Annotated in this window: 21 protein-coding genes; 18 read left to right on the forward strand and 3 right to left on the reverse strand. The window is 48.9% G+C overall.

What is annotated here, in order from left to right; translation table 11 throughout:
* Positions 1–10 precede the first annotated feature (10 nt).
* From leuC to AB1797_01450, 8 genes are all read left to right on the forward strand, one after another.
* The gene (gene leuC, locus AB1797_01415; GenBank protein ID MEW5766270.1) at positions 11–1,276 is read left to right on the forward strand and encodes a 3-isopropylmalate dehydratase large subunit; all 1,266 of its coding nucleotides are present in this window, start codon (positions 11–13) and stop codon (positions 1,274–1,276) included.
* A 183-nt stretch (positions 1,277–1,459) separates the two neighbouring features.
* Positions 1,460–1,720, forward strand: coding sequence for a hypothetical protein (locus AB1797_01420; protein ID MEW5766271.1), 261 nt, complete (start codon positions 1,460–1,462; stop codon positions 1,718–1,720).
* A complete protein-coding gene (locus AB1797_01425; GenBank protein ID MEW5766272.1) occupies positions 1,717–2,205 on the forward strand; it encodes a 3-isopropylmalate dehydratase small subunit in 489 nt (162 codons plus the stop codon). The genes AB1797_01420 and AB1797_01425 overlap by 4 nt, the downstream gene beginning before the upstream one ends.
* On the forward strand, positions 2,202–3,296 hold the full coding sequence (locus AB1797_01430; protein ID MEW5766273.1) for a 3-isopropylmalate dehydrogenase: 1,095 nt from the start codon (positions 2,202–2,204) through the stop codon (positions 3,294–3,296). Before AB1797_01425 ends, AB1797_01430 begins: the two co-directional genes overlap by 4 nt.
* 672 nt (positions 3,297–3,968) lie before the next feature.
* The gene (locus AB1797_01435; protein ID MEW5766274.1) at positions 3,969–5,090 is read left to right on the forward strand and encodes a metallophosphoesterase; all 1,122 of its coding nucleotides are present in this window, start codon (positions 3,969–3,971) and stop codon (positions 5,088–5,090) included.
* A gap of 98 nt (positions 5,091–5,188) precedes the next feature.
* A complete protein-coding gene (locus AB1797_01440; GenBank protein ID MEW5766275.1) occupies positions 5,189–5,389 on the forward strand; it encodes a hypothetical protein in 201 nt (66 codons plus the stop codon).
* A 53-nt stretch (positions 5,390–5,442) separates the two neighbouring features.
* Positions 5,443–7,755 carry an SNF2-related protein gene (locus tag AB1797_01445; protein MEW5766276.1) on the forward strand — a complete coding sequence of 771 codons (2,313 nt, stop codon included), beginning with the start codon at positions 5,443–5,445 and terminating at the stop codon, positions 7,753–7,755.
* Complete coding sequence (locus AB1797_01450; GenBank protein ID MEW5766277.1) at positions 7,755–8,930, forward strand: hypothetical protein; 1,176 nt, start codon at positions 7,755–7,757, stop codon at positions 8,928–8,930. The genes AB1797_01445 and AB1797_01450 overlap by 1 nt, the downstream gene beginning before the upstream one ends.
* A 119-nt stretch (positions 8,931–9,049) precedes the next feature.
* Here AB1797_01450 and AB1797_01455 read toward each other — a convergent pair whose 3' ends face one another.
* On the reverse strand, positions 9,050–9,301 hold the full coding sequence (locus AB1797_01455) for a hypothetical protein (GenBank protein MEW5766278.1): 252 nt from the start codon (positions 9,299–9,301) through the stop codon (positions 9,050–9,052).
* A 56-nt stretch (positions 9,302–9,357) separates the two neighbouring features.
* On the opposite strand from AB1797_01455, the gene AB1797_01460 reads away from it, so the two are divergent.
* The 7 genes from AB1797_01460 (at position 9,358) to AB1797_01490 (ending at position 15,989) form a co-directional block, all read left to right on the forward strand.
* Positions 9,358–10,572 (forward strand): BMP family ABC transporter substrate-binding protein, encoded by a 1,215-nt coding sequence (locus tag AB1797_01460; GenBank protein ID MEW5766279.1) that lies wholly within the window; start codon positions 9,358–9,360, stop codon positions 10,570–10,572.
* Between the two features lie 184 nt (positions 10,573–10,756).
* Complete coding sequence (locus AB1797_01465; protein ID MEW5766280.1) at positions 10,757–12,289, forward strand: ABC transporter ATP-binding protein; 1,533 nt, start codon at positions 10,757–10,759, stop codon at positions 12,287–12,289.
* Positions 12,276–12,584, forward strand: a complete 309-nt coding sequence (locus AB1797_01470) for a hypothetical protein (protein ID MEW5766281.1) — start codon at positions 12,276–12,278, stop codon at positions 12,582–12,584. Before AB1797_01465 ends, AB1797_01470 begins: the two co-directional genes overlap by 14 nt.
* Complete coding sequence (locus tag AB1797_01475) at positions 12,581–13,672, forward strand: ABC transporter permease (GenBank protein MEW5766282.1); 1,092 nt, start codon at positions 12,581–12,583, stop codon at positions 13,670–13,672. The genes AB1797_01470 and AB1797_01475 overlap by 4 nt, the downstream gene beginning before the upstream one ends.
* 154 nt (positions 13,673–13,826) lie before the next feature.
* Positions 13,827–14,717: a HepT-like ribonuclease domain-containing protein gene (locus tag AB1797_01480; protein ID MEW5766283.1), complete on the forward strand. Its 891-nt coding sequence runs from the start codon at positions 13,827–13,829 to the stop codon at positions 14,715–14,717.
* Positions 14,718–14,742: 25 nt separating this feature from the next.
* On the forward strand, positions 14,743–15,666 hold the full coding sequence (locus AB1797_01485) for an ABC transporter permease (GenBank protein ID MEW5766284.1): 924 nt from the start codon (positions 14,743–14,745) through the stop codon (positions 15,664–15,666).
* 125 nt (positions 15,667–15,791) lie between these two features.
* Positions 15,792–15,989, forward strand: a complete 198-nt coding sequence (locus AB1797_01490) for a CDGSH iron-sulfur domain-containing protein (GenBank protein MEW5766285.1) — start codon at positions 15,792–15,794, stop codon at positions 15,987–15,989.
* Positions 15,990–16,252: 263 nt separating this feature from the next.
* Here the strand turns inward: AB1797_01490 and AB1797_01495 are convergent, their stop codons facing one another.
* Positions 16,253–16,504: a GxxExxY protein gene (locus AB1797_01495; protein MEW5766286.1), complete on the reverse strand. Its 252-nt coding sequence runs from the start codon at positions 16,502–16,504 to the stop codon at positions 16,253–16,255.
* 9 nt (positions 16,505–16,513) lie between these two features.
* Here AB1797_01495 and AB1797_01500 point away from each other — a divergent pair, with 9 nt between their 5' ends.
* The 3 genes from AB1797_01500 to uvrA all read left to right on the forward strand — a co-directional run bounded on the left by AB1797_01500 (position 16,514) and on the right by uvrA (position 20,797).
* On the forward strand, positions 16,514–17,410 hold the full coding sequence (locus AB1797_01500) for a class I SAM-dependent methyltransferase (protein ID MEW5766287.1): 897 nt from the start codon (positions 16,514–16,516) through the stop codon (positions 17,408–17,410).
* 92 nt (positions 17,411–17,502) lie between these two features.
* Positions 17,503–17,643 (forward strand): hypothetical protein, encoded by a 141-nt coding sequence (locus tag AB1797_01505; protein ID MEW5766288.1) that lies wholly within the window; start codon positions 17,503–17,505, stop codon positions 17,641–17,643.
* A 322-nt stretch (positions 17,644–17,965) separates the two neighbouring features.
* A complete protein-coding gene (gene uvrA, locus AB1797_01510) occupies positions 17,966–20,797 on the forward strand; it encodes an excinuclease ABC subunit UvrA (GenBank protein ID MEW5766289.1) in 2,832 nt (943 codons plus the stop codon).
* A 39-nt stretch (positions 20,798–20,836) separates the two neighbouring features.
* On the opposite strand, the gene AB1797_01515 is transcribed toward uvrA, so the two are convergent.
* Entirely contained in the window at positions 20,837–21,229 is a 393-nt protein-coding gene (locus tag AB1797_01515) for a hypothetical protein (GenBank protein MEW5766290.1), read from the reverse strand.
* Positions 21,230–21,452 lie beyond the last annotated feature (223 nt).

Genomic DNA, 21,452 nt, shown 5'->3' on the forward strand with positions numbered 1-21,452 from the left:
GAGGAGCCTGGTGGGAAAAACGATAGCCGAAAAGATATTAGGCGCACACCTGAATAGGGAAGTAAGTCCGGGAGAGCTAATTGAATGCCCGGTGGATATTGCCCTGGGAAACGACATTACCGCCCCTTTAGCCATTACTGAATTTGAAAAAGTCGGCGCTAAACGTGTCTTTGATCCGGAAAGGGTCATTCTTGTTCCGGATCACTTTGCCCCCAATAAGGACATTAAATCAGCCGAGCAATGCAAGATTCTGCGAGAGTTTGCTAAGCGTCAAGATTTGAAATATTACTTCGAAGTGGGCCGGATGGGAATCGAGCACGCCCTCTTACCGGAGCAAGGGCTGGTTTTGCCGGGTGATGTGATTATTGGAGCTGACTCGCACACCTGCACTTATGGCGCCCTGGGGGCCTTTGCTGCCGGCGTGGGAAGCACTGATCTGGCGGCGGCTATGGCTACGGGCGAACTTTGGTTCAAGGTGCCTGAGTCTATCCGGTTTATCTATTACGGTCAGACCGGTAAATGGGTAGGCGGCAAAGACCTTATCCTTTACACCATTGGGCAGATCGGGGTAGATGGGGCGCTCTACCAGGCCATGGAATTTACGGGTGAGGCCATATCATCTCTCCCCATGTCTGACAGGTTGACTATGTGCAATATGGCTATTGAGGCCGGAGGTAAGGCCGGAATCATTGAGCCGGATGAGATAACCCTGAGTTACGTTCGTAACCGGGCTAAAAGGGAGTGGAAGGTTTATCACAGCGATTCGGATGCTGTTTATGCGAAGGTCTACGAGTTTAATGCGGCCAACATAGAGCCTCAGGTCGCCTTTCCTCATCTTCCCTCTAATACGAAGCCGATAAGTGAGGTAGGACATATTGAGATTGACCAGGCGGTGATTGGCTCTTGCACCAACGGCAGGCTGGATGATTTGAGGGAAGCGGCCCAGGTTCTTAAGGGACATAAGGCCCATCCTGATGTCCGCTTGATTGTTATCCCGGCTACCCAGCATATTTATCAACAAGCCTTAAAGGAAGGGCTAATAGAAATCTTTTTAGCGGCTGAGGCAGTAGTGAGCACGCCCACTTGTGGTCCCTGTCTGGGAGGATATATGGGGGTCTTAGCTGAAGGTGAGCGGGCGATAGCCACGACTAATCGAAATTTCGCCGGTCGTATGGGCCATCCCAGGAGTGAAATCTACCTGTCTAATCCGGCCGTTACGGCGGCTTCCGCTATCCTCGGCCGAATCGCCGGACCAGCCGAGATGGCGGATGGCTAAGGGCGGATTTAAAATCTTGTAACCGTTCAGCACATGATGCTGGATCCTCGATGCTCGATCTTCGATGCTGGTAAAGGATCCAGTATCCAGGATCGAGCATCGAGCATCGAGTTTGTGCCTTAGTGGCTGAATAGTTACAACCTTTCATCCGCCATCCGAAATCCAAAAGGGGAGGTGTTTTCTATGTTAAAATCTGAATATGATAAGATTAATGCAGTTATCTTTACCGACTATTACCGCCTGGAAGGGACAATTCACGTCAAAGCCGGAGATAGATTTTCCGACTTCTTGAATGTCTCTAAGGATTTTATCCCTCTCACTAATGTATCTCTCTATACCATGCCCGATAATACCCTCCTTTACCAGGTTGGTTTTTTGGGCCTGAACCGGAAGGATATCACTATTATTTTCCCGGCTAACGAAAGGAAGAGGGAAACAGGATGAAGATTAAAGGACAGGTTTATAAATTCGGCGATGATGTCAATACCGATGACATTATCCCGGCCAGATTTCTGAATACCTCTGATCCTGAGGAGTTGGCCGGCCATTGTATGGAGGGGATAGACCCTACCTTTAGGCAAAGAGCCGGATCAGGAGGGATTATTGTGGCTGGTAAAAACTTTGGCTGTGGGTCCTCTCGGGAGCACGCCCCCCTGGCCATCAAGACCTTCGGTATTTCAGCGGTAGCAGCCGTTTCTTTTGCCCGCATCTTTTATCGAAATAGCCTCAATATTGGCCTGCCTATCATAGAATGTCCGGATACCCCTCAGATTACGGAGGGAAATAAGGTGGAAATCGACTTTGAAAAGGGACTCATAAAGGATATGACTACCAACAAGACATATCTCACCCAACCCTGGCCGGAATTTATGCAGCGATTGATTGAGGTTGGTGGGTTGATGAATTATGTCAGAGATAGATTGAGATGAAGGGGAGGAAACATAAATTGTATAACATAGCTGTTCTGCCCGGTGACGGGGTCGGGCCTGAGGTGATCAGAGAAGGCCTGAAGGTCCTGGAAGCAGCCGCTAAGGCGTATGACATAAGATATGATTTGATCCATTATGACCTGGGGGGAGAAAGATATCTGGCTACGGGTGAAGTTTTACCTGATTCAGTGTTGGAGGAACTAAAGAAAGTGGATGCTATCTATTTGGGAGCCGTGGGGCATCCGAAAGTCAAACCAGGCATCCTGGAAAAAGAATTACTGCTCCGGCTCAGGTTTGAGCTGGATCAGTATATTAACCTCAGACCAGTCAAACTTTATCCAGGGGTAGAGACACCGCTTAAGGATAAAGGGCCGGAGCACATAGACTTCATTGTGGTCAGAGAGAATACGGAGTGTCTTTACTCTGGGGCGGGCGGTTTCCTCAGAAAGGGTTCTCCTTATGAAGTAGCCATTCAGGAAATGATTTACACCAGACAGGGCACAGAGCGGTGTATTAGATATGCCTTTGAATTGACTCGGAAGAGAGGGAAGAAGCATACCCTTACTTTATGCGATAAATCAAATGTCCTCACCTATGGGCACGACCTCTGGCAGCGGGTCTTTGCTGAAGTAGGGGAAGAATATCCGGATATAAAGAGAGATCATGCTTACATTGATGCCTGCTGTATGTGGATGGTCAAGAATCCGGAGTGGTTTGATGTTATTGTCACCTGCAATATGTTTGGTGATATTATCACTGATCTGGGGGCCATTGTCCAGGGAGGCATGGGTATTGCCGCCGGAGGGAATATAAATCCTGAAGGGGTTTCTATGTTTGAACCTATCCATGGTTCTGCCCCTAAATATACGGACAAGAATGAAATTAATCCCCTGGCCACCATTAGCGCCGGCCAGATGATGTTGGAGCATCTGGGCGAAGATAAGGCCGCTGACTTGATTGAACAGGCTATCATAAGGTTATTATCCGAAGGCTGTATAAAAGATATGGCCGCTGGTAAGATGGGACTCTCCACCTCGGAAGTAGGCGATCTGCTGGTTAGATTTATTGAGGGGAAATACTCAGGCAGATAGGCTGAAGTCTTCTACGGACAGGGACGAGCCCTGTTTCCTACAACTCTGTCTTCTGTCCTCTGCTATCGGCTATTTATCCGTGTTAATTTTGGACTTTGGACAAAAAATAATTAGCTTTTTCATTATCAACTGGACACAGCTTCAGTGTATTTTTCAAAATATGGCGATTTTAAGTTCAAAAATCAAGAGTTTACCAGGTCTTTGACATCCTAAATCACTCTTTTTTTACTATCAAAAAGCGTATTCGCCGGCCGGGAGACTCCCCTTTTGCTCGGCCGGGGGATTTACCCCTGGGTTGCTTTTCTATTAATCTTATGTTATTATGGCGTTGTAAAGGTAGTTTTCCCCTGAAAGGAGAAGAGTCAATCTACCACAGATACTTTTCGCGATGGATGAACATCTTCCACCCATTACTCGACTTAGCCGAGGATTCTGTCCCATAGGGACACTTGATAATAGCCCAGCGATTTATCGTTGGAAAACGATGCGGCTGATGCCTGATGGCTGAACGCTTACACCAAATACTAAGAGCCTATCCCAAAACCTCGGCGCGATGAAAGCCGAGATAGGAGACAGCTACAACTGCCGATGGATAGAGGGCGCCAGTGGTCGCTCCTTAACGGTCGTGACTCGGATCGGTTTTGGGATAGGCTCTAAGAAGGAGACCTTATTTTGCTACCACAACTAAAGGTTCTTCATACGGCTGATCTTCATTTAGATTATCTTTTTGAGAGTTTTCCACCTGAGAAGAGGACTGAACGTCGGGCCGAACTTCTAACTACCTTCAGCCAAATCGTTGACATAGCTCTGGCCGAAGAAGTAGCAGCCGTCTTTATTTCAGGGGATCTATTTCACACTGAAACACCATCCAGGGAGACCATCGCTGCTGTAACAGCCGACCTTGCCAGACTGGCCCAAAAACGGATTAACTGCCTCATTATCCCTGGCAATCACGACCCCCTTAGGCCGGGTTCTATCTATCACTGGGCCGCTTTTCCGGATAATACTTATGTGTTTAAATCAGAGGAATTTGAGGCCTACACCCAGATCGCTGATTTAGTTGTCTATGGGTTGCCTTTTCGGGAGGAAGATAAAGGAAAACGAGTTTTAAGCAATTTCAAGAAAAATGACTCAGAGGGCTTCCATGTAGCTATGGTCCATGGCTCCTTTAAAGGGCTTCCCTTTGGAGAGGAAAATTACTGTCCCATTTATCCGGAGGACATCAGAGACAGTCACCTTGATTATGTGGCCCTGGGACATTATCATAATCAGAAGGACTGTTCAGAGGATATTATTAAGGCAGCCTATCCTGGCACCCCTGACAGGCTCACCTTTAATGAATTAGAACAACGATCAGTGCAACTTGTCACCTTTGGGATGAGGGGCACAGAGCGGCAATCCATCCTTCTGAAGACTCGCCCATATAAATCGATTTCCCCCTCCCCTGCAGAATTACAAGGTGATCTGAGTAAACTTACGCTGGCCATTAAAAACCTGGCTGATTCGACTCTTTGTCTAAGGGTTATTATCAAAGGTCTTGTCGAGGCTGGTTCTGAAATCAATACGCGGTTATTAACAGATCAAATGAAGGATCTTTTCTACTATCTTCAGATAGATGATAAGACCGAATCTTTAATCACCGAAGACCTAAAGGCAGAACGAAGTATTAGGGGGAGCTTTGTCCGGAAAATGGAAGGACTTATCAAAAATCCAACCTTGCCTGAAGAGGAAAGAAGGGTAGCCAAAGAGGCCCTGAAACTGGGGCTGGTTGCCCTGAAAAGCAGACGAGGTTAGAAGACAGAAGTCGGCTAATTCACCCTGATTTAGTAATTATTCAGCCACTAATTAACCCGGATTAGCCCGGATAGTAACCGTTCATCACATGATGCTGGATGCTCGATGCTCGATCCTCGATGCTCGATCTTCGATGCTGGCAAAGGATCCAGTATCCAGGATCGAGCATCCAGGATCGAGGATCGAGGTTATGTCTTCGTGCCTTGGTGGCTGAACGGTTACAGATAAAGATTCTTGTTAAATTCCAGGAGTTATCAAACAAAATAAAAGGAGAAAATAGGATTATCTGGACGATTTAACGGGCAGGGACCAGAATACCGAGGCATCGGTTAAACAATAGGAGGAAAGTAAAGTGGGTAGACGAATGCTATTCGAAACGCCTGTGGATATAGGTACTGAATATGAGCGTTTTCTTAGAAAACAAGAATATAAAAGGGCATACCATTGCCTTGAAAAGATGTCCCATTTTTTTCCTAATGACATTGGTTTATTAGAAGAGATAGTTAATTTATGCGTTTTCGAGTGGAGAAATCTTGAAAAGGGAAGTCAGTGGTTAACTAAATTAGCCAAACTCCGTCAGCTATGGAATGATTATGCCCTGCTTGCTCAGATACAAATAGAACTTGGACATATAGACAAGGCAAGACAATATTTAAATAAAACTAAGGAACTACAAAAGAACCAAAAATCTGGTAGACCGCAAGAAGATAAAAAGAAACTCAATGAATTAGAAAGGTATATAGAGTATTTAGAATGGAGTCGCCCTGGTAAAACAGCAAAAAAACAAACTCCATCTAAAAAGGAAAGCGGCAGTGAAGTAAAAACGGTAAAAACCGCTCCACCTCCAACATCTCACCCTTCTAAGACTAAAGAGGATAGAATTCAAAAGTCAAAACTCGCTCAGCAAAAATTAGAAGATAAACATCTCCTCCCCAAAACACAACCAGATATTCAAATACCATCCTACAATATTCCTGTAAAGGTAATACCCTTTAGAGAAGAGATATTCTCATCTTTCCTTAAAAGTAGTATCTTGCCTCTGAAAGAAAGTCAGTTGTTAATCAATTATGCCTATCTTACTCTTCAAGGAGGATTTAACGAACTTTTGTGTCTGAATGATCTAAACAATGTTGAGAAATACTGGTATCAGATTGAGACGGTGAAGAAAGTTCTCAGGTATTTTCGGGGGAGGGTGCTTTTATGTGATGAAGTTGGTCTTGGGAAGACCATAGAAGCAGGTATGGTCATAAAAGAATATCTTATCCGTCAAATGGTCAAAAATATCCTCATCCTTACACCCCCATCTCTTGTTTCTCAATGGAAAGAAGAGCTGCAGATAAAATTTGGTCTTGAATTTATGACCACTGAAGGCATCGAATTTATCAAAGATCGCCGTGAGTTCTGGAAACAAAGGTTTATTATTGCCTCTATCAGTATGGCCAAGGGCAAGGATAATATGCCAGCGATTATCGAAGAGTTTTATGACCTGGTAGTGGTTGACGAGGCGCATCATCTAAGAAACAGGACAACACTTTCCTGGAAACTTGTCAATCAGATAAAGAAAAAATTTATCCTCCTTCTAACCGCTACCCCTGTTCAAAATAACCTCATTGAACTCTTTAATCTCATTACCCTTTTAAATCCTGGACAGTTTAAAACAGAGAAACAGTTTAAGAAAGAATATCTCAAAAAAGGGAATCTGAAAGAGACTGCAAACAAAGAACTTTTACGAGAACTCTTAAAGGATGTAATGATAAGAAATACAAGGAGCGCCATAGACCTACGACTCCCAAAAAGATTTGCTACCACCATGAGACTTGAACCAACCGCAGAGGAAAGGAAAATTTATAGCCAGGTCAACGAATTCTTAAGAAAACATAATCTTAGAAAAATAGTGCTTAATCTTCTTTTAAGAGAACTTGGAAGTAGTCCCTATGCCCTAAAATTTAGCCTACAGGGAATGGATGGTGTAGATAAAGATGAAGTAAAACACCTCACCGACGACATCGATAACCTTAAAGAGATAGCCAAGGAGAAGGCACTGATAGAGATACTGATGAAGAATCCAGATGAAAAGAAGATTATCTTTACCCACTTCGTTAAAAGTATGGACTCCATTACCAATCTCCTCTTAAAACACAGAATCCCGTATGTTACCTTCAGAGGAGATATGGGGATTAAAGAAAAGGAGTCGGCAATCGCAAGATTTAAAGATGAAACACCTGTCCTTATCTCTACAGAATCCGGTGGAGAAGGTAGAAATTTACAATTCTGCAATACCATTATTAATTTTGACCTCCCCTGGAACCCTATGAGAATAGAGCAGAGGATTGGAAGACTTCATAGGATAGGACAGAAGCGAGATGTCTTCATCTTTAACCTTTCCATAAAAGACACCATCGAGGACTATATCATTGAAATACTTGATAATAAAATAAATATGTTTGAGATGGTCATTGGCGAGATTGAACCTATACTTGGGTATGTAGAAGAAGAGAAGGATTTTGAAGAGATAATTATGGAGATATGGTTAAAGAGTAGTGATGAAGAAGAGCTCAAGGATAACTTTGAACAATTAGGACAAACCCTTTTAAAGGCCAAGCAAGAGTATCTTAAAACCAAGACCCTTGATAATGAGATATTTGGTGAGGACTACGAGATATAATGGAAAGGACATTAGAGAATTTTATCGCGGAAATATTTAGTTATTATGGAGGTATAGTAGAAAAAACAGGTAGAAGTGATCTAAATGTTATAGTGCCTGAAGGCATCTCAAAATCTCTTCACATACCAGAATATACCAGCCTGAAATTTTCACCGGATGAATCCCCAGAAGAAGCAATATATATATCATACGACTCGGAGTTCTTTAACTCGATAAAGATCCTTCTTCCTGAAGAGAAGAGAATAACTTATGCCCAGTTTAAGCCTTATGTCCCAAACACAGAGAAATTGTCAAAGTCACTTCCTGTAAAGATAATCCTTAAGAATGCTGCCTTCCGTTTAGAAAAGATAGAGTTAGAGACCTTCTCTTATCTATTAATTTACTTTAGATATATAGCCATTTCTGACGAAAGATACGAAGGGATTTTGCCTTTACTGATAAATCAAAAAAACTTATCTACTATGGTATGGGAGGATACCCTTAACATAGATCTGGAAGGGCTAAAGGAATTAGACTCTGAGCCTGAAGGTCATAATCCTGAACTTTTAGGGATATTTCCATTAGCTTATTCTGCGGCGGGGTTCATAGTCCACCAAAGATTGAAAGATTTTATAACCGGACTTGAAAGAAGGCTTAACCGTGATATTAAAAGGGTCTATGAGTATTATCATAGTCTCAAAACTGAAACTAAAACCCTCATCGAGAAGAAAAGTACCTCCCTTGAAGAGATGAATCAGATTAACGACCCTTTGATAGATAAGCAGATTGACACCAGGAAAATAAAAGAGGCAGAAAGAGAGAGATTGCTTCAAAAGATGGATATCATTAAGGCGGAACAGAGATTAAAGATTCAGGATTTAATAGAAAAATATGCCTTGAATATCCAGATAGAGCCTATAGCCATCCTTAATATAGAAACAGACGCCCCTATCTTCTGGATAAATATAAAAAGGCGGCTGATGCAAAGGAAATTCCCGGTTACCTATAACCCATTTATTAGAGGAATTGACCCTTTACCTTGTGAAGCCTGTCTTTACCCTCAAAATGGGTATCACATCTGTGATCAAGCAGTTCATATTATTTGTGATAATTGCTTTAGTAAAGTATGCCCTCATTGCCAAAAACCATACTGTAGGGTATGCCATAAGCAGATATGCCCGAAGTGCAAAAAGTAGATGGCAGTGTACATTAAAGATTATCAGTAACCGTTCAATTAGATAAAGAGATTAGCCTCGTAGAGGCGTTCTGTTTGTAGAATGAAAATGGCCAACACCTATTCTTAAATTGTAAGCGTTCAGCCACTAAGGCACAAACTCGATGCTCGATGCTCGATCCTGGATACTGGATCCTTTACCAGCATCGAGGATCGAGCATCCAGCATCATGTGCTGAACGGTTACCTTATTTATATTCAGATTGTTTTTGCCGTAGAAGGCAGACAAGACCTTACAAAGCACTAGCCTCACCGGAGCACACTGCTTTTGGGCAGAGGATAGAGGAAACAAATTGCTACCCTGACAGGAGGTGATGCCTGGAGCCGAGTTCACAATACAGCGGTTATTGGGAGCAGAAAGGATTCAACACATCAAAAAGGAGGATCGAAATGTCTAAGCAAGTTCTGTTCATCGGTTTGGTCGCCGTGTTCGCGGTGATCGCCGCGTGCGCGCCCGAGCCCACGCCGGCGCCAACGTCTGCCCCGGCGACGCCTGCGCCGGCAGTGAAAACACTCAAAGCGTGCTACATCTATGTCGGTCCCATCGGCGACATTGGATGGACGCACGCGCATGACCAGGGACGCCTCTACGTCGAGAAGAAATTCCCCTGGCTGAAGACGGCTTACGCAGAGGCGGTGCCCGAGGCGGACGCCGATCGGTTCCTGGATCGCTTTGTGGTGGAAGAAAAGTGCGATGTCATCTTCACCACCAGTTTCGGGTATATGGACGCGACGATTGCCGCGGCCAAGAAATACCCGGACACGATCTTCTTCCACGTCTCCGGGTTCAAGCGGGCACCCAACGTCGGCACGCTGATGGCTGACTTTTACCAGATCTACTACCTGAACGGCTTGATGGCGGGCGCGACGACCAAGAGCGGGAAGATCGGCTACGTGGGTGCACACCCAATCCCCGAAGTCGTTCGCCACATTGACGCTTTCACGCTTGGCGTGCGGGAGGTCAATCCCAAGGCGACCGTAGATGTGCGCTGGATCTTTGCCTGGTACGATCCCGCCAAAGCACGTCAGGCGGCTGAGGCGTTGATCGCGGCGGGCGTTGACGTGCTCGCCTTCACCGAAGACACTGCCACGGTCATCCAGGTGGCTGAAGAGTACACGACGCAGAAGGGCAAGCCGGTGTATGCCTTCGGTCACTACAGCCCAATGGCGCAGTTTGGTCCCAACGCGCTCATCAGCGGGCAGTTAGTCAACTGGGGCTTGTTGTACGAGGACATCCTGAGCAAGGTCTATCTGGGTATCTACACCAACAAGAACTTGGGAAACGTGGACTACTGGTGGCTCTTGCGTGAGCGCGGCGTGGAACTGGGCAGCAAGTTCGATCAGCCGATCAATCCCAAGTTCGAGGCGGCGTTGAAGGGTGTGAAGGTGAAGGAGCCGCTGCTGGGTGAACTCACGGTGTACGATCTGGTCCTCAAGCGAATGGAGCAGATGAAAGACCCGGCGATGTTGTTCGATCCCTTCACCGGACCGATCAAGGATCAGGCGGGGAAAGAGCGCGTCAAGCCCGGTCAACGCCTCAACTATGGCGAACTGCTGAACATTGATTGGTTCGTCAAAGGTGTGGTGGGCAGCCCCAAGCCATAAGAGTTTGGTAACCGTTCTATTTTTGTGTCTTAGTGTCTTTGTGGCTGAACACTTACAGAGTTTGAAGTGTAGCAGGGAAGCAGGGGGGCACGGGTGCAGGGGTGCGGGGAAGATTCTCTCCTCTGCTCCCTTGCTCCCCTGCCTAGATTGCCTTCCGCTGCACACCATCAAGAAGGAGCGCGCTTTGCGCAATTCATCGGAATCGGAAATCACGGTCGCAATGCGAGGCATCAGCAAGCGCTTTCCCGGCGTGGTGGCGAATGACAATGTGACGTTCGAGGCGCGCGCCGGCGAGATCCACGCGCTGCTCGGCGAAAACGGCGCCGGCAAGACGACCTTGATAAACATCTTGTACGGCATCTATCACCCGGACGCAGGTGAGATTCACGTCAAGGGACGCCGCGTGACGATCCGCTCGCCGCGCGATGCGCTCCGCCTGGGCATCGGGATGGTGCACCAGCAGTTTCGGTTGGTGCCAACGCACACCGTCGCCGAGAACATCGTGCTGGGATTGCCCGGCGGTTTCATCTTTTCCGATCAAGCCGTCCGTCGGCAAGTCGAGACGTTTTCCAAGAAGTACGGCTTGAGCGTAGACCCTCAGGCGCGCATCTGGCAACTTTCCGCCGGCGAGCAGCAGCGCGTCGAAATCATCAAGGCGCTCTATCGCGGCGCCGATATTCTGATTCTGGACGAACCGACCTCGATGCTCACGCCGCGCGAGATCCAAGACCTGATGGACATCCTGCGCCGCATGGCCGCCGAAGGGCACACGATTATTTTCATCACGCACAAACTGGACGAGGTGACCGCGATCAGCCATCGCGTGACCGTGCTGCGCCAGGGACGCGTGGTCGCCACGCTGGAAACCGTGCAAACGGACGAACGTACGCTTGCCCGATTGATGGTGGGGCGCGAGGTGCTGTTCCATCTGGAGAAACAGCCAGCGAAGAGAGGTGCTACGGTGCTGCGCGTGGACGATCTGCACGCGTTGAACGACAAAGGCTTGCCCGCCGTCAAGAACGTCTCTTTCGAGATCGCGGCAGGTGAGATTCTGGGAATCGCCGGCGTAGCAGGCAATGGTCAGCGCGAACTGATCGAGACGCTCGTGGGCTTGCGTCCAGCGACGCGCGGTGGTGTCCTCATCAACGGGAAAGAAATAACGAACGCCTCGCCACGCGACTTGATTGAACAAGGTGTGTGTTACATACCGGGCGAACGCACGCTTGGCTTGGTGCCCGGGCTCGGCGTGGCGGAGAATTTCATTCTGAAGAACTATCGTCACGCGCCTTTCTCCAACGGACTGTTCTTGAATCGTGCCGCAATTAACGCGTATGCCGATCAACTCATTGCGCAGTACGGCGTGGCAGCGGCAAGCCACGAGACACCGGTAAAACTACTCTCGGGCGGCAATCTGCAAAAGGTGCTCCTGGCGCGTGAAACGTCGTCCGCGCCGGCGCTGCTGATTGCGGCGCATCCGACGAGCGGCTTGGATGTGGGCGCGACGGAGTACATTCGCCAATTGCTCCTCGCGCAGCGCGACCAGGGAAGAGCCGTGCTGCTTGTCTCCGAAGACCTGGAGGAAGTGCTGGCGTTGAGCGACCGCATCGCGGTGATGTTCGAAGGAGAATTTATGGGCATCCTCGCGGCAGAGCAGGCTGAGTTGGAGACGATTGGCTTGATGATGGCGGGAAAGAGACTTTCAAATGTCTATGCGTAAACACGTGCTAAAGGTCTTTGCCAAGACCGACCAAATCTCTGTCCTACACCTGCTGACGTCCGATATGAAGCTTGCCGATGCGCTGGGCGCGGCGATTCATATTGACGTGGTGGAGCGCCTGCGGCATCTGCCGTGGGAGCTGCTGCGCAAAGAGGGCGCCTTCCTCTGCGCCCATCCGTACCGCCCGTTCACGCCCGTGCGCCGCGTGTCGGAGAAAAAGGATTCGTTCGAACGCGCCAATCGTCCCCTGCGCGTCCTGTTTATGGCGTGTTCGCCGGAAGGGGTCTGTAGATGAGACTTGTCATCGAACGACGCCTGACTACACCGCGCTGGATGGAAATCCTGGCGCCAGCGGTATCACTGCTGCTCGCGCTTTTGGTGATCGCCGTCCTCTTTCGCGCCCTCGGCGTTGATCCGCTCGTCGCCTACGCGGGCATCTTTCGCGGCGCGTTCGGCAGCATGTATGGGCTGTCCGAGACAATCGTCAAGGCGATCCCTTTGATGTTGAGCGGCATTGGCTTGGCACTGGCTTTCCATGCTGGCATCTACAACATCGGCGCGGAGGGGCAGCTGCTCATCGGCGCGGTATGCGCGTCGGGACTGGCGCTCGCGTATCCGAATCTGCCAGCCGAGGTACTGCTGCCCGCGATGTTTATCGTCGGCTTTGTGGGCGGCGCGCTGTGGGGCTTGGTGCCTGCCTGGCTCAAAGCGCGTTTTCAGGTGAACGAAGTCATCACGACCTTGATGATGGTGTACATCGCGAGCGAGTTGGTGAATCACCTGGTGTACGGCCCCTGGAAAGCGCCGGAGGAATTGGGCTTTCCGTATTCGGCAAAATTCTCTGCCTCGGCACAATTGCCACGTCTTTTGCTCACGCGCATCCACTATCCCACGCTGATTCTGGCGGTGCTGTTCGCGGTGCTCGTCTACATCTTGCTCACGCGCACGCGCTGGGGCTATGAAATCCGCGTCACGGGCGAAAATCCTGCCGTAGCGCGTTACGCGGGAATGGACTATCTCAAAGTGGTCTCGTTGGTAATGATTATCAGTGGAGGCTTGGCGGGACTGGCGGGCGTCGGCGAAGTGGCGGGCATTCAGCATCGCCTGCGTTACCCGCAGGGCATTTCGCCTGGCTATGGCTTTACCGCGATCATCGTCGCGTGGCTGGCGCGCCTGAATCCGCTGGTTTGCATTCTGACCGCGCTGCTCCTGGGCGGCTTGCTCGTCGGCGGAGACGCAATCCAAGTGGTCGTGGGCTTGCCGATTGCGACAATCTACATTTTTAACGGCGTCATTCTCTTGTTCGTGCTGAGCGGCGAGTTGCTCACGCGGTATCGGATTCGTTGGGAGATTAGAGATTGGAGAGTGGAGATTGGAAGTTAGACTTGCCTAACCTCTAATCTCAGTACATCACGAATTGGGTTCGTAGTACGCGCTTCACACTTTTGGAGCGATAACTCGCTCACTACGAACAAGATTTATGATGTGCTGCGCGTCGAATAAGCAGTACGAGGATCGGCTTGCAGAGAGGAAAGGTATGGGTAAAGCGCTAGCAGATACAATGGATGGCCTGGACGAAAAAGGGCTCCGCGCACTCGCGCGGCGATATGACATCGCATTGATCGTCCTGTTCGGCTCGCGGATGCGTGGAGACGCGCGCGTCCACAGCGATCTCGACATTGGTGTCTGGTTTGCAGGTAATGGCTGTCACACGCCACAGCAACTGAATAAACTCGATCTGGAGTTGGCGCAGTTATTTGCCGATGATGTTCACGTCGTCGCCTTAAATCACACCAACCCCCAACTGCGCGCCGCGATTGTCCGCGAAGGGCGCGTCCTTTACGAGCGTACGCCGGGGCTTTTTGCGCGGTTTGGAGGCGAGACTTTGCATCGCTTGCATCAGTATTACTGCCTGCGCCGAAGTGATCGCGATTTCGTGAAAGGTTATCTGCAAGGGAGGCGTGCGATGACACAACTTTATGCAACCGTTGAAGCGCGGCGCATTTTGGGTGAGATGGTGACCAGTCTTGAACGGTTGAAAGAAGTGGGGAAACGCTCACTCAAGGCGTATTTGGCTGATTGGAAAACTATAACGATCACGGAACGGCTCCTGAGCCTGATTGTCAATTATGCGATAGACGTCAATCGCTTTCTTTTGCAGACCGCTGGGGTGCAAATGCCCAATTCCTATTATGAAACTTTTATCGCTGTAGGGCGTTTGGGGATCATTTCGAGGCGATTGGCTGTCCAACTGGCTGGGACAACCGCCGTACGGAATCGCCTGGAGCATGAATATGATACGATTGACCAGACACGCATCTATGTATTGACCAAAAAATTTCCGCGTTGGTATCGTGCGTACATCGCGGCGGTGAACCGCTGGTTAGACGCCGAAGAAGCCCGACGTGACGTGAAACACAAAACATGAACCTTGCTTGCGGAGGCTTGGCATAATGCTTGACTTCATCCTCTCGGCTCTGTGCGCCGCCATCCCAGCGGGCACTCCTCTGTTGTATGGCACTCTGGGCGAGGTGGTCGCCGAGCGTTCCGGCGTGTTGAACCTGGGTGTCGAAGGGATGATGATTATGGGTGCGGTGACTGCATTTGGAGTCACCCACGCCACGGGCAACGTCTGGCTTGGCATCGCCGCGGCGATGCTGGTCGGAGGGCTGCTGGCGATGGTGCACGCTTTTGCCAGCATCACGCTGCGCGTGAATCAGGTTGTCTCGGGTCTCGCCCTGACGATGCTGGGGTTGGGCACCAGCGGACTGATCGGCAAGCGTTATATCGGCACGCCGCTTGCCGTTCGCCCGGAGTCATTACGCTTTCCCATTCTAAGCGATTTGTCGATTCTCGGTCCTTTGTTGTTTCAGTTCGATGCCCTGGTCTATCTCGCGATTCTTCTGGTGCCGCTGCTCTGGTTCATCCTGTACAAAACGCGTTGGGGAATTACGCTGCGTTCGGTCGGCGAAAGTCCGGCGACGGCGGATGCGCTGGGCATCAACGTTTTCCTGGTGCGCTATCTTGCGGTCTTTTTCGGCGGGATGATGGCGGGCATTGGCGGCGCTTACCTTTCGATTGTGTACGCTCCCGCGTGGATCGAAGGGATGACCGCGGGCGCAGGCTGGATCGTCATCGGCTTGACGATCTTCGCGCTGTGGGACCCGGTGCGCGCTTTGATCGGAGCATATCTTTTCGGCGGCGTGCGCGTGTTGCAGTACCGACTTCAGCCATTGGGCATCTCGCCGCCGTTGCTGAATACGCTGCCGTACATCCTCACGATCCTGGTCCTCTTGATCAGCGCGGGCGAGACGCTGCGCAAGCGCATTGGCGCGCCCGCGGCGCTGATGCTGCCGTACGCGCGGGAGGAGCGGTAGGGTGTGATGCGTCCCTTCGGTTGCACTCAGGGCAAGGATGCGTAATGCGTGAGGAGCCTGTCCTGAGCGGAACGAAGTGGAGTCGAAGGATGATGCGTAAGGCGTAAAACGTAAGGAGATGGTGTATGGCAACTCATTCGACCGAAGAACGCAGTGGATACTTGCGGACGACGGTGCAGTTGGAGTCGGGCGAACAGGTCGCGATGCGCCGCTGTTTCAAGTCCAAAAAATTCCCGTTTTGCGACGGGACACATCGGCAAGAACCCAGCAACGTGGGTCTGGTGATTGTGCAAGCACCGCAGACGGTTAAGCCAGGCACGTAGAGCAGCCTTCAGCGTAACCAAAACCTAATCGGACGCGGATACACGCGGATGAACGCTGATATTTTTCCCATACTACCAAGCCAAAGGAGTAATCAATCAGGGATTTTAGATTTTAGGTAACCGTTCACCTCACCACGGAGACACAGAGACACTGAGAAAAATCTAAAGGACAAATCTCTTTAATCCCATCTTTCAAAACAGGTATGTTGAAATTTGGCATCGTTTCAAAATGCTGAAATAGCAGCTTTACACTTTTAGCAATTTTAGGCAATGTGTGCAGCAAACATAAACAGCCTTTTCCCGCTCTGAAAGCCAGTTTGGGACTTTTTTGTGTTCCGGTTGGAGAACAAAAAGTGTAAACCGATCTCTCCCTTCTCAAGTAGCGATTTGAAACGATGCCTGAAATTTATAATAAGGCCTATTTTAACCCCTGATAATCTCATATAGGTCAACAACGGTGCTTCATAAATGGGTGCTATTGTATCAACTGCTTTAAGTTGAAGGATAATCTTCAGACTAGATAAATGTCATACAAGAAACTGATTGAAAAGGGGATGAACGTGGCGCATACGAACATATGCGACGAGGATAAAGTTTGGTCGCGCTACAGCCACGACAAGGTTGATATAGGAGAAGAGCTTGCAAGGGTGATACGAACCCTATCCAAGGCCATGCCGTTGGATACGGACCTATCCGCGCTCTCAATCGGGTCGAGTGATGAGCCGCAATTCAGACTCCTTGAGAGCGCATTTAGAGGGGGGTTATATCTACTCGATATAAATGAGTGCGCCCTCGCCATCGTTAAAGAGCGCCTGAAACGGCAGAGGACGGATCATGTGAATACCGTGAAGGGCGATTACAAAAGGACCTTTTTGAATTCTAAAAAGTCAAAGGCCTTTTTTAAGGATAAGCTTGGAAGTAAACGCGTCAATCTCATTACATTGCACCATTCGCTCTATTATTGTGAGGAGCAAAAGTGGCGCGCTATCTTCGATACCTTATACCGCGAATTTCTTGCGCCATGCAGTGCCATCCATACCGTTCTCATGGCCTCAATCAGCGAAAACCAATTCAGCACCACCTGGCTCTATAACCATTTTGCCGGAAGGTTCTTTGGCTGCCGTAATGACCAGGATCTTCGTGTTTTCGCAGCCGAGCTCGAAGAGGATAAGTTTTTTAAAAGTTCACAGGTCCTGTCACGCACAAATTCCGTATATTTTTTTGTGGACGATTTCGAGAAGTTCATGTCCGTCGTGTGGATGATTCTTCTCTATCCGCAGGTGCATAAGTATAATGAAGGCCAGAGGGAGGAGATAACGGAGTTCATCTATAAAAAATTCTGGCGCCGTAAAAGGCCGCTCATACAGGAACAGGACCATCTCGTAGTCTACAAGGGTCTTAAATTTAAGGGGCTAATTTAGATGATTAAGATTACGTTCTTAGGAACCAACGGATGGTATGACACGGAGACCGAAATACCCCATACGTTCTTATCGAGACAGAAAATTCACTTATCGTCTGCGATGCGGGATTTGGTTTCTATAAATTGAAACAGTATGCACTTTCGAATAAGCCGGTGCGTCTCTTCATAAGCCATCTGCACTATGACCACATAATCGGCCTACACACGCTTCCCATGTTTAAACTTTCGTAAGGTATAGACATATACGCTCACAAGGCGCTCGTCAAAGGATTGCGCTCATTCTTAAAAAGGCCGTTTACATCTCCACCGCTTCTACTTCCCACAAAGATCAGGTTTCATGAGCTAAACGCCAGTTCAAACGTGCCAATCGAGTTCGAAATGCTGCGGCTTCAGCATCCAGTGCCGTGTTATGGATATAGTTTTAATATAGAAGGTAAGAAGTTAAGGAATCGCCTTCAGTTTTTTACCGACGGGCAAAAGACGCTTAAGATAGCGGTAATCGTTCACCACAGAGACACTGAGACACGGAGAACGATTACAGTTCGGTTAAAAAATGGCGAAACTACAGATGAATAAAATCATCATTAAAGGGGCCAGGGAACATAATCTAAAGTCTATCGACCTGGAACTCCCCAGGGATAAATTAATTGTCATCACCGGACTTTCCGGTTCAGGAAAATCCTCGCTGGCCTTTGATACTATTTACGCCGAGGGCCAGCGGCGGTATGTAGAGTCCCTATCCGCTTATGCCAGACAATTTTTGGGCCAGATGGAAAAACCGGATGTGGACTACATCGAGGGGCTTTCTCCGGCTATCTCCATTGAACAGCGCTCGGCCTCTAAAAATCCCCGCTCCACGGTAGGCACAGTCACTGAGATCTACGATTATCTCCGCCTCCTTTTTGCCCGCATTGGCATTCCCCACTGCTACAATTGCGGCCGCCGAATATCCAAACAAAGCCCGGATGAGATTGTCGAAGCCGTAGAAAAATTAGGCACGGGTGCCCGGATACAAATCCTGGCCCCCCTTGTCCGAGGAAGGAAGGGAGAATACCAGCACCTTCTGACCAAGGCCAGGAAAGAGGGCTATGTCCGAATTCGAGTAGATGGTGAGACTAAAAACCTGGATGAGGACATCCCACTGGATAAAAATAAGAGGCACACCCTGGAGGTGGTGGTTGACCGGCTGGTCATCAAAGAAGGCATCAGAACCAGATTGGCTGATTCAATTGAAACAGCCTTGAAGCTGGCTAACGGAATAGTAGTTATTGACCGGGTAGGCGAAGGTGAATGCCTCTTTTCGGAACACCTGGCCTGCCCTGAATGCGAAATAAGTTACGAAGAACTTGCTCCCCGCATGTTTTCCTTCAATTCCCCTTACGGGGCCTGCCCGCAATGTAATGGACTGGGCACGAAATTGGAGATCGATCCCGAACGCGTCATTACCGATCCCCATAAGCCCATCTATGAAGGTATTGTCCAGTCCTTTGGCCTGGGTTCCTTTATGCATCACACCATGATGGAAGGTGTGGCCAATTATTACGGCTTTAGTCTTGATACCCCTTTCTCAAAACTAAGTGAAGAACATCAACGCCTTCTCCTTTACGGGACAGGCAGAGAGACCATTGAGTTTACCTTTGTGGGCGAGAAATCAGAATTTAAAACAAGACAGGCCTATGAAGGAGTTATTACCAACCTCCGAAGAAGGTATAAAGAGACCAATTCCGAATATATCCGGGGGCAGATTGAGGCCCTGATGAGCCGGCGACCCTGCCCTGAGTGTGGCGGGGCCAGGCTCAAAAAAGAGAGCCTGGCGGTCAGGGTGGTGGATAAATCTATTGCTGAAATAACCAGCTTTTCTGTCTCGGCTGCCCTGGACTTCTTCGAGCATATTTCTCTGAATGAGCGAGAAAGGCTGATCGCCGGCCAGGTCTTAAAGGAGGTAAAGACCAGACTTGGATTTTTGCGTGATGTGGGGCTTGACTACCTTACCCTCGACCGGCAGGCCAGCACCCTCTCCGGGGGAGAGGCCCAGCGAATCCGTCTGGCTACCCAGGTTGGTTCCGGGCTGGTGGGAGTGCTCTATGTCCTAGATGAGCCCAGCATTGGCTTACATCAGCGGGACAATCGAAGACTGCTTAATACCCTCCTCAGGCTGCGTGATCTGGGAAATACCCTGATCGTGGTAGAGCACGATGAAGAGACTATCAGACAGGCTGATTTTGTGGTCGATCTTGGACCGGGGGCAGGAGAAAGAGGCGGGGAAGTAGTGGCGGCCGGCCCGCTGGAGATGATTATCCACACCCCGGAATCCCTGACCGGTCAATATCTGACAGGGAAATTGGAGATACCCATTCCCCGGAAGAGGGCCAAACCAAAGGGGAAGTTTTTGACCATCAAGGGGGCCAGGGTCAACAATTTGAAAGATATTGAGGTCAGGATACCGCTCGGTTTATTTACTTGCATTACTGGAGTATCCGGTTCGGGTAAAAGCAGCCTGATTGAAGAGACCCTCTACCCGACTCTGGCCAACTATTTCTATCCCACGGCCAACTATCGTCCCGGAACTTACGATAAAATCACCGGGCTGGAATATCTGGATAAAGTCATTGACATTGACCAATCTCCCATCGGCCGCACCCCCCGATCTAACCCGGCCACTTATACCGGAACATTCACCCCTATCCGTGACCTCTTTGCCCAGTTGCCTGAATCAAAGATACGGGGGTATAAACCAGGCCGATTTAGTTTTAATGTGAAGGGCGGACGGTGTGAGGCATGCAGTGGAGACGGAATCATCAAGATCGAGATGCACTTTCTGCCTGATGTTTATATCCCCTGTGAGGTTTGTAAGGGGAAGCGCTACAACCAGGAGACCCTGGAAGCGAAATACAAAGGCAAGAATATCTCTGACTGCCTGGAGATGACGGTGACCGAGGCGGAACAATTTTTTGCCAATATCCCGATGATTAAAAGGAAACTTTCCACCTTAGCTGATGTTGGCCTGGGATACATCAAACTGGGACAGCCAGCCACTACCCTTTCCGGAGGAGAGGCCCAGCGGGTTAAGCTCTCCACTGAGTTGGCCAAAAGGGCTACCGGCCGGACACTTTATCTATTGGATGAGCCAACCACCGGCCTTCATTTTGATGACATAAAAAAACTCTTAGGCGTTTTGCTTCGCCTTCGAGATGCTGGTAATACGGTAGTCGTTATCGAGCACAACTTAGACGTAATTAAGACGGCTGATTACATCATTGACCTTGGCCCTGAAGGAGGGGAAGAGGGGGGCCGGGTGGTAGCGGTTGGCTCCCCGGAAAAAGTAAGCCAGGTGGAGGCTTCTTACACCGGCCGGTTCCTATGTCGGGCGCTACACCTTGAGTGAAAGGCTTCTAATAGTCTAAAGTATCTAAGCCACGGTGATTCAGACATAAGCTTTCTTACCTGCCTGCCGAAAACTCTTAAACTTCTCATCTGTAACATTAAATCTTTCCTCCATCTTGTTTTCAAGAGCCTTAAATCTTTCATCTACGACATTAAATCTTTCATTCATCTCATATTCAAGGGTCTTAAATCGCTCATCTACGACATTAAACCTTTCCTCAAACAGGTCTTTCGTCACCAGTTCTTTTCTTAATCCATCTTGCAATTCAGTTTTTATCTGGCTCTTTTTTTCTACGATTACCTCTTTTGCCTGCTCATCAATTGCCTCGATTGCTGACTCTATTGCCTTAGCAAATATCTCTGCCTTTTGTCTTTGTCCTAATGCCTCTATTAATAAATCAAATGCTGACCGCGGTAAGGCATATGTCCTCATCTTCTTTGTCTCCTCTCTACCCAAGCTTAGAAATCTCTTTCAAGAAACATTTTTATCATAGTATATCTTCACTTTCCTGTCAATAACTTTTTTTCGACCTGTATGGTTAGGTCTATACTACTGTATCTTCTCCTTCGCCCCTGCGGGGCTTAATTAATTTTCAATCTAATGTTCCGTAGGTTCAAACCTACGGCTAACATACTACAGCCCTTCGGGCTTTAAT

The organism is bacterium (assembly GCA_040753085.1).
Lineage (GTDB): Bacteria > UBA9089 > JASEGY01 > JASEGY01 > JASEGY01 > JASEGY01.